Genomic DNA, 13865 nt, shown 5'->3' on the forward strand with positions numbered 1-13865 from the left:
CAGGCAAACCTTATAGCCAATATTTCGTACTATCGACAAACACTTTAATCTTACTATACCCATACCATGCTTAGCCGTAATTTCTTTCCGCTACGGATGTGTTCTGTAGCCCTGACACTGTCTATTGTTGTCACCACGCTCTCCTGTAGCGATGATGACGCCACCCCCGACGACAACGAAGCACCCACCGCGGCGCTGACCGGTATTCCGGACGATGGTGTGGTGTGGAATATAATCACCCTGAACGTCTCCGCTTCCGATAACCAGGCACTGGATAAAGTCGAAGTAGAAGTAGACGGCGCGCTGCTAACCACCAGCGCGGAGACCTCCTTTGAAGCACGTCTGAACACCCAAACGCTCGTCGACGGCGAGCACGAAATTACCGTTCGGGCCATCGACAAAGCCGGCCATGAGCACGAAGTACAGGCTACTATTACTGTCCGAAATGTGCTGGTAGCCATGGACGTCCCGGAGGATATCTTTGCGCCCGGGCCTAACCGCAGGGGATTTATCTTTGTTTCCGATAAAGATGGCAAGGTTGTGGTCGCCCAGGAATATCATGCAGGCGAATCGGTTCGCCTGACGGCTCCGAACTTTGAAGGCAGTGAATTTTGCCTCACAGACGTGTTTTACGTCAACGGATTGACCACGGGTGCACAGACCTTCACGAATGTAAAACGTGGCACGTGGGTAGCCACGGGGTATGGCCATTACTTTGTCGAATACCTGGACAACTACTCCGGCAAGGCAACGTTTAACTTTACGAACCCGGCTCCGAACACCACCTATGAACTTTCCGTAGCACATGCATCAACGGAATTTTCGGGTCAAAGCGCGGTAGCTGTCGATATGTACAGTGCCAGCAGCAAACTGTTCATTGCCCGACAGGCAACCCGCACAGAAAGTAATACACCTTACCCAACGCATTATACCATACTGCCCAACAATGTCGCCGGCGGCACCACGACCAACGTTGACCTGAGTGCGGTTACACAACCGACAATCGAACAGACGGTTCAATCAGAATTTGCCACGGGCAGTGTGATGCTTTGGGGTATTGCTAATCCTGCCCGGCCCCGGGAATTGCACAGCATTACAACGGCCTATTGCGTCGACCATGTGTTGAAGTATAACTACCCGGGTAATGCTTTCCCGGAATATTACCACCAGTATTTCTACGAAACCGGTGATGGCGAGTATTACTATAGCTACCTGAACGGACTCCCAACCCTCGACAAATTCGAATGCACAGTCGACCTGGCTATTACCAGTACGCGCTTTACCGGCACAGTCACTGGCGATGACGTCGATGCTTATTTCATCAATTTGTCCAATGGCTCGCAAGGATGGAAAATCATAGCCAGGCCTGGTGAACAAGATATCGTACTTCCAGAAATTCCCGCAATACTATCCGGTATTATGGTTCGCAACTATGTTCCCAATCAGACAACGGTTACGGCGATAGACTTCAGCGCCTTCGACGGATACGAAAATTTTCTCGACTACATCCGAGATTCCACCTATGGCACGGAAGGCATCGATGAAATTGGCGGAACCCGCCAGCGCAAGTACACCAAATATCTTTTCTGGAACGGCGGCTCCGGGCGTCTTCCTGTAAGTGAACAGACACTGCCTGGACTGGGACGCAGCGTTCTCCATCGGTAAGGAGCGCTTCAAACTATTGTATGGCATCATAACGTTTCTCCAGGCAATTGGTAATACGTATAAACTACACCAATCTGGCAAGTGTAATATTTACAGGGTATTTCATCAGAATGCCTTGTTGACACCTCGCTATATTGTGGGTATATTATAAGTAAACCAACTCACAGAACGATGTTTTTACCAAAGAACCACTTTACCTGGGGCCGCACCCTGGCTGTTTGCACATGCATGGCCGTTGCGCTCCTGAGTGCCTGTAGCGACGACGACCCTGACGCAGACCCGACTGATGCTGACCTTCCCACGGTTACCGTAACGGGAATACAAGCGAACGCCATCATTTGGAGCACGGTGGACCTGACCGTGGCTGCCGACGACAATGAAGCAGTAGAAAAGGTTGAGCTGAAGGTGGATAACGTCAGCATAGTGACAAAAACCGAAAAATCGTTTGCCTATGCGTTAAACACGGTTGCCCTGGAACTGGAGGATGGTCAGCATACTCTTACGGTGATCGTAACCGATGCTGCAGGCAATGAGAAAAAACAGGAGTATACCTTCACCGTACTGAATACGCTCATCTCGACCGACGTACGCGAAGACTTCCTGGAGAATGGTCAGCGAGGATTCATCTTCCTGTCGGATGCAAGCGGCAAAACGATCGTAAGCTATGAGTTCGAAAACGGCGAGGCCGTACGCCTGACGGCACCGGCCTATACCGGGAGCGATTTTTACCTGACCGAAGTAGTCCTCGACGGAAGCGACGACCAGGAGTTGCGCACCTTCAGCAAAGTAAACCGCGGCATCTGGACCCTGACGCCCACCAGCGCACCCTACGACTATGCGCCGGCCGGTGATGCGACCCTGAGTTTTACGAACATCCTGCCGGGCGTGGACTACACCGTTAATACAGACAGGATGGATCTTGCCTACGTCAATACAGATCGGCCGACCGTTACCGTTGGTTTGTATAAAAACCCCTCCAAGATCTATATCACACGCAACGAGGACGACGATTCCCCTACTCATTACCTGCTCACTGCGCCAATGTCAACAGGTTCCGGCAATCCGTCCATTGACCTCGGCCAGGTAAATACTGCGTTAACAAAAGAGACGATAGACTTGAGTAATTACGGCTATGAGTTCGGCGGCGTAAGCATCCTGGGCCTCGTTACACCGGGCGACTTTAACAATGCCTACCACATTAGCTATACAGGCCCGGAGAACAACGAGCTTGAATATCGCTACCCCGGCAGCGCCTTTCCTACGTATTACTCGGAAGTCGAGCTTTTCGGCCCGGGCTTCGAAGTTATGAGCTTTACGGAAGGTTTGCCCGACCTTACGCCGCTGGCAACGGACGCAGAAATCAATCTCACGCTCCCGGATATCAACGGTACGGTAACGGGCACCGATATAGACTTTATCATGTTCGACATCGAATCGGACGACAATACCTATTGGTCCCTCTTCACCGCGAAGGGCGCAGTGGATGTTGTCATTCCAGAGATACCGGAAAATCTTGAGACTTTAGTAACTACCGAGAGCTCCAATCCCTATGTCGGACTTTATGCCTGGCAGAAATTCAACTTTGACGGCTATGACGGCTTGCTGAACTTCATCCGAAACTCCAACCACGGCGCACACGAGCTCGACGGCAGGGGCGCAACGTACAGACAGATCGAAATCCACCTGACCGATGACCCGCAAGGTCGCAGCCGCCAACAAGCGGCAAAGTCGAAAGCGCTCGCACATTCGGGTCGGAAACGCCACCGCTAAAAAGGTTTCTCGCCACACTATAGAAAAAAGTCGCATCCCTTCCGGTGCGACTTTTTTTTATTCAACAGCCACGTAAGGTTTTACATATTCCCGAACAATCGCCGGCGGCGGAGTTTCGTAATATTGCGTCAATATATATCACTTCAACAATGACACTTTTGAAAAAGAACTCGCTACGACACATTTTCACGTTTGCGTGTATGGCGCTCGTGGCTGCGATACTCATCTCCTGCAGTGACGATAATGAACAGGCAACCCCTGACCCTACTCCCGAAACCGGTGTCACAGAAGTGACGGTCGATGGACTCAAAGCCAACGCCCGTATCTGGAACAAGATCACACTCAAGCTAAACGCCACCAGCGAAGCAGGCATCGAAAAAATCGAAATAAAAATCGACAGCGACGTTGTCGCCACCCTTACTTCCGCCCCGTTTGAATTTGAGCTGAACCCCCAAACGCTGGATGATGGCGACCACATCCTCTCTGTTACGGCAACAGACAAAGACGGCAATCAAAAGACGACCGAAGTGACCTTCACTGTGCAAAATACCCTGGCTTACATCAACGTACCCGATGATTTCCTGCAAGACGGCGCCCGTGGATTTATATTCCTATCCGACTCGCTAGGCCAAACGATCGCTGCCAAAGAATACCACGCCGGCGACTCGCTAGTGCTGACCAACTCCACCTATACACAGGAGCGCTTTACCCTCACACAAGCTTATGTAGATTCAGACGGCTATCTGTATCTTTACACCTACACCGATGTCCCCCGTGGACGGTGGACCTTAATCGTTGGATACAACGATCGTGTCCGTCCGGAACATGAAGCCGACCTGACCTTTGTCAATAGCGAGGAGGCGGGGCGTTATGAGCTTCAAACCAACTCTTCGACGTACATGGCTTATGACGGCCTGAGTACCGCGTCCGTAGGCTACGTGGGCAACGACAGTAAGCTATTCTTTGGTTATGCTCCAAGTGATACCGATCCTATGACTCACTATCTGTACTTCCCATCCATCGTGGGACAATACGCCACCATTGATTTCGCGACGGCAATACCCATGACCACCGAGCCGCTGGACATTTCGACATTCGACGAAGCTGGCTATGAGCTCATGTCGATTTCTGGAAGAGATGTATATTATATTGACCACCTGTGGCATCAACAAGGCACACTCCGCTATAGCTATCCAGGTGATGCGTTTTCCGATTACCTCGTTTATACCATCCTGGAGAAAGGCGGCAAGACATACAGAAACCTAACGGAAGGAGCGCCCAGTCTGGTCACGACCAACAGTGATATACAGGTCGCCTTCAACAATAAAACATTCAGCGGGGCCATCACCGGCGATGCCGACTATTGCATCTATAACCTCGATCAGTGGAAACAATTCTGGTCATTATTCACACGTCCGGGCAACCAGGACGTAACACTACCCGAGGTTCCTGCGCTTCTTTCCGACTTCTACATCGACGACTTCACAGAAGCCGATATCGATGTCGCCGCGGTTGACGTCATCAATCAGAACAATTACGAAGACTTCATCCTGTTCTTCTCCGAATTCCCCGGTGATGCGCTGGAAGCGTCAAACTGGTATTTTCGCAGCCATGAAATTTACTACAAGCTTGCCAGTCCGGAGGAAGGGCGCTCCGCGCGGGCCAATCGTTCGCACAGAACATTCGCAAGGCCATTCCGGCGGTAACCTGTTTCCGGTACAACGCGACTTAAAAAAGCCATGGCAAATGCCGTGGCTTTTTCACTTTCCAGATGTCACGTGTACTCTTACCTAGCCAGGATCGACCTTTCCGAAGAAGTTTAGTATATTGTAATTACTACGCCTTTTATCATGACACTTATTAAAAAGACCCCGCCGCTACGGCGCTTTTTTACACTTGCATGTACAACTCTCGCGCTGCTCAGTGCGTGTAGCGATGATGATTCGGAGCAAGAGCCTGTCGATACTGACCTCCCCACCGTTACGATCACCGGTCTGCAGGCCGACGCCATTGTTTGGAATACCGTTACTATTACCGTGGCAGCCGACGATAACGAGGCCCTGCAGCAGGTAGAAGTTCAGCTAGACAACACAACGGTAGCTACGGAAACCGACAAATCTTTCACCTACGAGCTCAACACCAACGATCTGCCGGAAGGCAGGCATACCCTGACGCTGATCGCAACCGATGCAGCGGGCAATACCAAAACACAGTATTATACCTTCATCGTGCGGAATACGTTGATCTCGATCGACGTGCCCGAAAATTTCCTGGGCGCTGACAAGAAGGGGTTCGTTTTCCTGTCGGATAACACGGGTAACGTCATTGTAAGCCGTGAATATGAAAACGGGGATACCTTGCGCATCCGGTCGTCGGCCTTTAACGGCAGCGAATTTCACCTGACCGAGGTGTACGTCGACGAGGGTGACAACTACCAGGAACTGCGCACCTACACCCACATACAACGTGGTGGTACGTGGGCGCCGCGTCCCGGCAATGTCCAGTTTGGCGTCACGCCGCCGCCGGCAGGCACCGCGTATCTGAGCTTCAACAACGCCCTACCCGACATTACCTACGTCGTTGCCTCCGATGTCGAAGGGACCTTTGTCCAAGACGGTCTGCTGACCGCCGCGCTCTTCTTACAGCGGGACGACGCAAAGCTATACATCACCCGCAGCGAGAACGACCCGGACGGCTCCATGACGCATTACCTGCTCACACCACCGGTAGCAATAGGCGAAGAGGCCAACAACGCCACGATCGACCTGGGCCAGGTCAGCAACCCCCTGACCATTGTAAACGCAGATGTCAGTGCGTATGACTTCTCCGATGGCAATCTGCACATCACCGGGCTCGTCACCGCCGGCGATTACCTGAACAAGTATTGGATAGCCGACAGCTACCTGGGGGAAGATGGTCACGTTCACTACCGCTATCCCGGTGAAGCGTTCGGAGCGTACTACTCACGCGCCGACTTCTACGGAGACGGTTATGCCATTCATAACTATGTCAATGGATTGCCCGACTTCGAGCCGCTGAATTGCGCTATCGATGTTGCGATAAATGGCAATAGCCTCATCGGCACGATCACGGGCGACGATATTGACTTCACAGAATTTCGCCTGGGCTACGATGCCAATACCGAGTGGTATATCTTTACCGCGGCCGGCACGATCGACGTTACCCTTCCCGCGCTGCCGGCCAATGTTCTCGACTATGTTTCCCTGGAAACCACGGGACTTACCGTCAGTGCGGCGGCTATCCACAGTTTTGATTTCAATGGCTACGACGGTTTTCTGGAATATATCCGGGAAACCGACTATGGCTCGCATTTCGCCGAAAACTTTGGGGCCGCGTACAAACGGTACGACCGCGACCTTTTTCCGGCTTCAGAAGGACGCATACGCCACCCGCGGGAACGTGCCCAGGCGAGAAGCAAAAGATAAAACGGCAACCGGCCGCCTGCGCCTGTTGTAGCAAGCGCTTTTAACCAAAAAGCCATGGCATAACGCCATGGCTTTTTTACTTTTACCCCATGGAGCAACTCGTCGAATGGGACAAAGCACTCTTTTTATACCTCAACGGCCAGCATATACCCTGGCTGGACCCGGTCATGATGGTGTTGTCACATCGCCTGACGTGGGTGCCGCTATACCTCTTGTTGCTGGTATTTATCGTGCGGCGGCATGGTCGGGAGAGCTGGGTTCCCGTGGTCGGCATTATCATTACCATCCTGCTGGCCGACCAGGTGTGCAGCAGTATATTAAAACCCATCTTCGCACGACCTCGTCCTTCGCATGAGCCCTCGCTCGACGGCCTTGTACACATCGTCGATGGTTACCGTGGTGGCCGGTATGGTTTTGCCTCCAGCCACGCCGCCAATACGTTTGGGCTGGCCATGTTCTTTGTGCTGCGTTACCGCCGCGTATGGAAGTGGACGTGGTTGCTATTTCCGTGGGCCGCAGTCGTGACCTATAGCCGTATCTATCTCGGCGTGCATTATCCGGGCGATGTCATGGTGGGAGCCCTGATCGGCATTCTGGCGGCGTATGCGGGCATGGGGACATGCCGCCTGTTGAAGAAAGCTCTTCATGGCCGGCGCCCTACCTCAGCGGCCTAACAGCCGGAAAACTCTAAGGTGTTATTTGCCCAACAACCGCTTCACATACTTGCCGATAATGTCGAACTCGAGGTTGACCGTGTCGCCGGTCTTTAACTGATGGAAATTGGTGTGCTCGTAGGTATACGGAATGATCGCTACGGTAAAGCCATGGTCGCGGCTATTAAAACAGGTGAGGCTCACGCCGTTCACGGCGATAGACCCTTTCTCAACGGTTACATTGCCTACGCCGGGATCGTACTCAAAATCGAATAACCAACTGCCGTCCTGTTCGGTAATGCGTGTGACGATCCCTGTCTGGTCAACATGGCCCTGTACAACGTGCCCGTCAAACCGCCCGTTGCTCAACATACAGCGTTCCAGATTCACGACAGCGCCCGGCTTCAAAGCCCCCAGGTTGGATTTCTGTAAGGTCTCATCAATGGCCACGACCTGATACCGGTCCGGACCGGTTTCGACTACCGTCAGGCATACGCCATTGTGCGAAACACTCTGGTCGACCTTCAATTCCCGGCCCAGCGCACTATGAATGGTAAAACGGCGGTTGCTTCCCTCCTGCTGCACGGCCTCCACGCGGCCCGCAGCTTCAATGATCCCTGTAAACATGCCCCAAATTAGCGTTTTTTGGGCCTTTCTGATAAATAATTTTGGTTTATAATATAAACCACTTTATGTTTGATCCATATTCAAAGACAATGGAATCTACCTCACAACCCATGACCGCGCAGGAAAGCCTCGATCTGATCACCAGCATGATCCGTCAGGCCCAGCGCAATGTGCACCAAAGCAGCTTCTACTTTTTACTGTGGGGCTGGGTGGTCTTCCTCGCCCACGCCGGTGCGTATGCACTGCTCTTGTTGGATTATCATCGCCCGTACCTGGTTTGGCTGATCACCATTCCAGCCTGGATCATCACCGTGTACAGGTCGCGGCGGGAAGGTCGTACCGCTCGCTCCGTATCGCATTTAGACCATATTACCTGGGCGCTCTGGACCGGCTTAGGCATCTGCATTTTTACACTGATCGCCTTTGGGTATAAGATCAACTTTCAGCTTAATGCCGTCATTCTATTGGTGTGCGCGCTCCCGACAAGTGTCTCGGGCGTGATCCTGCGGTTCAGGCCATTGATCTGGGGCGGCGTTTGCTTCTGGCTGTGTGCCATTGCCTGCTTCCTGCTGCCCGCCGCGTGGCAACACCTCGTGGGCCTTATTTCCATTGTATCGGGTTATCTCGTGCCCGGGTATCTGCTGCGCAATAAACTGAAGAATGTTTAAAGACCTCGACCCGCTTTTACACGCGCAGTTGCGCCTGGCCGTGATGTCATTGCTCATGAGCCTGGAGTCGGCCGAGTTTACTTTTCTGAAAGAAAAAACAAGCAGCACAGCCGGCAACCTCAGTGTACAGCTCGACAAGCTGGCCGAGGCAGAATATATAGTCCTGGAAAAAACCTTTCGTGGCAAAAAGCCCTTAACGACCTGTCGCATTACGCCGAAAGGTGTAGCGGCCTTTGAGCAATATGTAACCGACCTCAAACAATACTTAAATCATACCCCCTCATGAAAAACACGTTGATCCTCCCACTGATGCTGGCCATGAATATTCTGTTCAGCAACGCCCTGCCGGCACAAGACGCCGCCAACACCGACAAGCTTAAACCCTTTGCTGCCTGGATCGGTCGTTGGCAAGGCGAAAGCTCCGTGAAGATGGGCGATGGCCCTGCCCTTACCGCGCAAATGGACGAGCGTGTAGAAATGAAGCTTGAAGGCGCCATCATTGTGGTAGAAGGCATTGGTAAAGGCATCAATCCTACCACCAAGCAAGAGAGAGTCGTGCACCATGCCTTTGCTGTGTTGTCCTATGATATGAACAGCCAGGAGTATAGATTCAGAACATACCTGAAGGATGGCCGCGGCGGCGACGCCTGGGTGAAGGTCACCGGAAACAATACCTTTCAATGGGGTTTTGATATTCCCAACCGCGGCAAGAACCGCTACTCCATCACAGTCGATCCGGTAAAAAAAACGTGGCATGAAATAGGCGAATTTTCAGCCGACGGTGCCACGTGGTCTTCCTTTATGGAGGCGAACCTGACGCGGGTCGATTAGTATTCCGAACGTGCTACTTTTACCGGTAGCACGTTTTATATACATTGCTTCCCGTTATGGAATTTGGAAAGGTAGATCCGAACACACTCGACGCAATCGACTTTACACTCCCGGCAGACCCTGCCGGGACCACTGCTATACTGCAGGCCACGAACCATGCCAGGCCGGAAATCTTTGTCGGGTGCGCCAAGTGGGGACGCAAAGATTGGGTCGGTAAGATCTACCCGCCCGGCACGCGGGAGTCGGACTTTCTGGAACACTACGCGCGCCATTTCAACTGCATTGAAATGAACGCCACGTTTTATCGGATGCCGACGGTAAGCCAAACCAATGGCTGGCGCGAGAAGGTCGGACCTGATTTTAAGTTCTGCCCCAAGTTCACGGAAGACATCACCCATGGGAAACGACTAAAAGATGTACAGGAACTAACCGATCGCTTCCTGGAAGGTATAGCAGGATTTCAAAACAACCTGGGCCCTATCTTCCTGATGCCGCACCCCGGCATGGGTCCGCAGACACAGGATACGCTCGAAGCATTTTTAACAGGACTCCCGCGCGATCTCGACGTTTTTGTAGAATTCAGAAACGCGGGTTGGTTCAGTGACCCGCAGGCGTTCGGGTCCGTCTTTGATATGTTAACGCACAATCATTATGGATCCGTTATTTCCGATGCTTCCGGACGACGCGACTGTGTACACATGCGGCTGACAACGCCGGAGGCCTTTATCCGGTTTGTAGGCAACGGACTGCATCCCACAGACTATACGCGCATCGACGCGTGGGTACAGCGCATCAAACAGTGGATGGGCCACGGCATTCAGAAGATCTATTTCTTCATGCACCAGCACGACGAGCTTCACTCGCCCGAGCTGATCAAATATTTTATCGCAGAACTGAACAAACATTGTGGCACACACGTGCGGGAGCCGGCGTTTATTCCCCGGCAAAGCACGTTGTTCGATCTGCCGCCGGCAAGTGCTCCCAGCGGGCGAAGACCTTCGCGAAAATCGTGATTACCTGATTACTGCACGGCAGTCGTATCCGCACCGACTTCTTCGGTCATATCTACTACGGAGTCCGCTTCAGTGTCATAGCCACCGAGGTCATCCTCGTTTTCCTCTTCGTCGTAGCGGGATACCTGGCGCTGAATCTCCTTCCAGTCGGTGCCGAGAATAGGCCTGGGTGAAAGCGTGTAGTTTTTCTTCAACTTGATGATCTCGCCTGCACGTTCGTCGGTGTCGGGGTGCGTACTGATCCAGACCAGTTCTTCGGGCATATCGTGCTTGCGCGCCAGGCGGAAGAAAAAATCACTGAGAGGTTGCGGGTCGATGTCGGCAGCGGCCAGTACCTCAACCGCAAAGGCATCGGCTTCGCTTTCCTTATCACGATCAAACGCTGAAGACGAAAGCGTCTTGGCAGTTTCGCGCGCGATCTTACCACCCGCGTCGCCCCCGGCAATAGAGAAAAGCATCGAAAGACCTATATCTTTGGTAAGCTTTTTCATGACATGGTCCTTTTCGATGTGCCCGATCTCGTGGGCCATAACACCGGCCACTTCTTCGGGGCTTTCTGCATATTCCAACAAACCGGTGAATACCACCAGGTGATCGTCCGGCAACGCAAAGGCATTGACTTCGCTGTTGCGCACCAGGTGTAGCTTAATCTTGCTGCAGTCCAGTTGCTTGCCTTCGCACAGGCGTGTCTTGATGGAATCGAGCACCGCCTTGAGCTTTTTGTTGTTGACCTCTTCGTTGGTCAGGGTAATGCTTTCGAGAATGACCTCGCCGAGCTTCTGTTCGCTTTCTGCCGCGAACTTGTCTACCTGGTCGCGGTCGACAAACTCAATACGGCTGAGGAGAAACCACAAGCCGAAGAAGGAGATGATCAGTACAACAAACTGGATCAGTACTTTTTCCATGATATCAGTCTTTACAGATGAGAGCGGTTAACGGACCAAAGAACCAAAACGATACGTGTTGTCCTTTGCGCGTAACAATGGCAGCATATACCGTTGCAATGAACTCGCCAATATTAAACAACACCACGGTGGCCATATATGCAATGTAGGGATTGGTTAACGTGGCGTCGCCGAAGATGATCGAGAGCGTCCAGGCAAACCCGGCACTGTTCATAAATAACACGGTGAGCTGCGAAAGCAATGCTTGCGTGCAATGCCAACGCACGAAGAACGAACCATCGCGGTTGCCGAAATAGAAGAATAGCGTAGCCAGCAGGTTGATGATAGGCAGTGGTAGCCCGACGATTACCGCCACGATCGACATGAGGTAACTGTTTGATGCTTTTTCGCTTTCTTCGTCATCGGGGCGATAAGCAAATTCCAATACTTGTGCCATGATTAAAGATCTTTAAGAATATTCCAGCCCCAGTTCACAAGAATGAGGGCGATTAACGGTACATACAAAAGTTTTTGCCGCTGCAGTTGCAGCTCCGCCCAGCGATACGCTGTGGGCAACGTACGTTTGCGTTGTACGCCGTCATACAACACCCAGGCCGGCAGGATTGTCAGCAGGAGGGCGGCCACAAAGCCAAGGGGATTGATCCACAACGCCTCCTGGACATTTCCATGCAGGAGAGAAAGAAGGGACCGGGTAATGCCACACGACGGACACGGTACACCGGTCATGTCTTTGAACATGCACAGTGTCACGTGGGCATGGTTATCACCTCCAAAGAGATGGTATCCCAACCAGGCATACCCGGCCCCCAATAAGAATACGATCATCCGGTAAAGGCTACGGTCTTTCAGTGCCATGGATCGGATTCTTTAAAAAAATTTAGATTACTTGCAGCAGTCGCTCAAAGTTCACCTCTTTCGTACGTGCCTGAATCAGGAACCAGTCGACGATGCCCCAGACATAAAAGCCACCGCACGTAAGCAACTTGGCAATGCCAAGGCCTGTATCGCCAATCATAAACCGGTCAATACCCAAAATGCCAGCGACAATCGAAATGATCAGAATAGTCGTGGGGTCTTTCAGGTTTACCGCATGGAGGTGAGCAAAACGTGACTCGTCCAGCGCCAGGAGACGCTCGCGGATAAGTGGAATTTTGTTACCCTCAAAGAACTTGGCATTCGTCATGAGGTACATGTCAACTTTTGATGCATCCATAAATAGAAGGAAAGGTTAGAATGGTGAATTTTTGTGAAAGATATCTATAACCGCAAAAAAGTCAAGGTGCATGACAGAAATGAGGTCACTTTCAAGTTTTTCCGTCCCTACAGCGCTTTCCTGCCTACCCCCGCGAAGGTATAAAGTGTGGCTTCGCGCACATCGGCTGGTAACATGATCCGCCGTGACGACTGCGAAAGGTAGCCGGCACCGTAAAAAATCTCCCTCCGCTCTTTCCGGCCATTTGAATATACCACCTCCAGCCTACAGTCAAGCGGTCCGGGCTGCACAAACCTGCCGGGTCTTGCCATAACAGGCCGAAACACTTTCACGCTATCGCGGTTCTGCGACGCCAGGAAAAGCTCGCCCTGAGCACCGGCTACCCGCACCAACGCCTTGGCATCGCCGGGCACATAAAAGCCGCTTTGCTCGGACGGCACCACGCGAAAGCCCCCTTTTCCATCGCCCAGCAGCACCAGCCCGGTAAAGGCGTCATACCGGCCGGCAAACACCTCGTTGCCATAATCATTGCCGACCAGCAGCACATCCTGGTGACCATCACGATTAACGTCGGTTGTCACCATCCCGTTGACAGGGGCTACCTGCACCGCCATAGGCAACGCATGTAGGGTGAACCTACCCTCTCCCTCATTTTCGATATACGCCGACCGCAGCTGGTTCGCTTCCAGCACAACGGCGTCTTTCAGCTCCTCGGGTGAAAGAAGATCCTGCATCGTGATCTTGCTGTACTGTTTATAGCGCGCATACTTGTTTCGGAACTTCGGGCTCTGTGAATTGATCTCATCCCAGAAATGCACGGGAAACAGGCGTTTGGTATCGTCTGTCATAGACGTCTTCATGTAACACGCCAGCACCGGGTCAATGCTGCCATTGCCGTCGACATCCTTGGCCGTAAGGCGCAGTGGGTATTCTTTCGTTACCTGAAAGCCATTGTTCTCGCCCAGGTTGCCGGCGATATAATCGGTGTCGCCATCTTCATCAAAGTCGCCCGCCACCAGGCTGTTCCACCAACCCACTGATGTTTCAACCCCTGTCTGTTCGATGCGTTGCAAC

Annotated in this window: 14 protein-coding genes and 1 pseudogene; 9 read left to right on the forward strand and 6 right to left on the reverse strand. The window is 52.4% G+C overall.

Annotation, left to right across the window (positions count from 1 at the left end; translation table 11 throughout):
- Positions 1–66 precede the first annotated feature (66 nt).
- The 5 genes from KK062_RS27770 (at position 67) to KK062_RS27790 (ending at position 7555) form a co-directional block, all read left to right on the forward strand.
- Complete coding sequence (locus tag KK062_RS27770; RefSeq protein ID WP_254087653.1) at positions 67–1665, forward strand: Ig-like domain-containing protein; 1599 nt, start codon at positions 67–69, stop codon at positions 1663–1665.
- Between the two features lie 171 nt (positions 1666–1836).
- Entirely contained in the window at positions 1837–3435 is a 1599-nt protein-coding gene (locus KK062_RS27775) for an Ig-like domain-containing protein (protein WP_254087654.1), read from the forward strand.
- A gap of 149 nt (positions 3436–3584) precedes the next feature.
- The gene (locus KK062_RS27780; protein WP_254087655.1) at positions 3585–5141 is read left to right on the forward strand and encodes an Ig-like domain-containing protein; all 1557 of its coding nucleotides are present in this window, start codon (positions 3585–3587) and stop codon (positions 5139–5141) included.
- Between the two features lie 144 nt (positions 5142–5285).
- Positions 5286–6881: an Ig-like domain-containing protein gene (locus tag KK062_RS27785; RefSeq protein ID WP_254087656.1), complete on the forward strand. Its 1596-nt coding sequence runs from the start codon at positions 5286–5288 to the stop codon at positions 6879–6881.
- Between the two features lie 89 nt (positions 6882–6970).
- A complete protein-coding gene (locus tag KK062_RS27790) occupies positions 6971–7555 on the forward strand; it encodes a phosphatase PAP2 family protein (RefSeq protein ID WP_254087657.1) in 585 nt (194 codons plus the stop codon).
- 21 nt (positions 7556–7576) lie between these two features.
- Here KK062_RS27790 and KK062_RS27795 read toward each other — a convergent pair whose 3' ends face one another.
- A complete protein-coding gene (locus KK062_RS27795) occupies positions 7577–8161 on the reverse strand; it encodes a riboflavin synthase (RefSeq protein WP_254087658.1) in 585 nt (194 codons plus the stop codon).
- 89 nt (positions 8162–8250) lie between these two features.
- Between KK062_RS27795 and KK062_RS27800 the strand changes: the two genes are divergently transcribed.
- The 4 genes from KK062_RS27800 to KK062_RS27815 are packed head-to-tail and all read left to right on the forward strand — an operon-like array spanning position 8251 to position 10673.
- The gene (locus tag KK062_RS27800) at positions 8251–8829 is read left to right on the forward strand and encodes a hypothetical protein (protein WP_254087659.1); all 579 of its coding nucleotides are present in this window, start codon (positions 8251–8253) and stop codon (positions 8827–8829) included.
- A complete protein-coding gene (locus KK062_RS27805) occupies positions 8822–9115 on the forward strand; it encodes a winged helix-turn-helix domain-containing protein (RefSeq protein ID WP_254087660.1) in 294 nt (97 codons plus the stop codon). The genes KK062_RS27800 and KK062_RS27805 overlap by 8 nt, the downstream gene beginning before the upstream one ends.
- Positions 9112–9660: a hypothetical protein gene (locus tag KK062_RS27810; protein ID WP_254087661.1), complete on the forward strand. Its 549-nt coding sequence runs from the start codon at positions 9112–9114 to the stop codon at positions 9658–9660. The genes KK062_RS27805 and KK062_RS27810 overlap by 4 nt, the downstream gene beginning before the upstream one ends.
- Positions 9661–9716: 56 nt before the next feature.
- Positions 9717–10673, forward strand: coding sequence for a DUF72 domain-containing protein (locus tag KK062_RS27815; protein WP_254087662.1), 957 nt, complete (start codon positions 9717–9719; stop codon positions 10671–10673).
- Between the two features lie 8 nt (positions 10674–10681).
- On the opposite strand, the gene KK062_RS27820 is transcribed toward KK062_RS27815, so the two are convergent.
- The 5 genes and pseudogenes from KK062_RS27820 to KK062_RS27840 all read right to left on the reverse strand — a co-directional run.
- Complete coding sequence (locus tag KK062_RS27820) at positions 10682–11578, reverse strand: M48 family metallopeptidase (protein ID WP_254087663.1); 897 nt, start codon at positions 11576–11578, stop codon at positions 10682–10684.
- Positions 11579–11582: 4 nt separating this feature from the next.
- Complete coding sequence (locus KK062_RS27825; RefSeq protein WP_254087664.1) at positions 11583–12014, reverse strand: magnetosome magnetite crystal formation protein family; 432 nt, start codon at positions 12012–12014, stop codon at positions 11583–11585.
- A gap of 2 nt (positions 12015–12016) precedes the next feature.
- Positions 12017–12433 carry a DUF2752 domain-containing protein gene (locus KK062_RS27830; protein WP_254087665.1) on the reverse strand — a complete coding sequence of 139 codons (417 nt, stop codon included), beginning with the start codon at positions 12431–12433 and terminating at the stop codon, positions 12017–12019.
- Between the two features lie 22 nt (positions 12434–12455).
- A complete protein-coding gene (locus KK062_RS27835; protein ID WP_254087666.1) occupies positions 12456–12791 on the reverse strand; it encodes a TM2 domain-containing protein in 336 nt (111 codons plus the stop codon).
- Between the two features lie 107 nt (positions 12792–12898).
- Positions 12899–13865: pseudogene (locus KK062_RS27840) on the reverse strand (hypothetical protein); the annotation flags it as partial.

The organism is Dawidia cretensis (genome assembly GCF_018598175.1).
Lineage (GTDB): Bacteria > Bacteroidota > Bacteroidia > Cytophagales > Cyclobacteriaceae > Ohtaekwangia > Ohtaekwangia cretensis.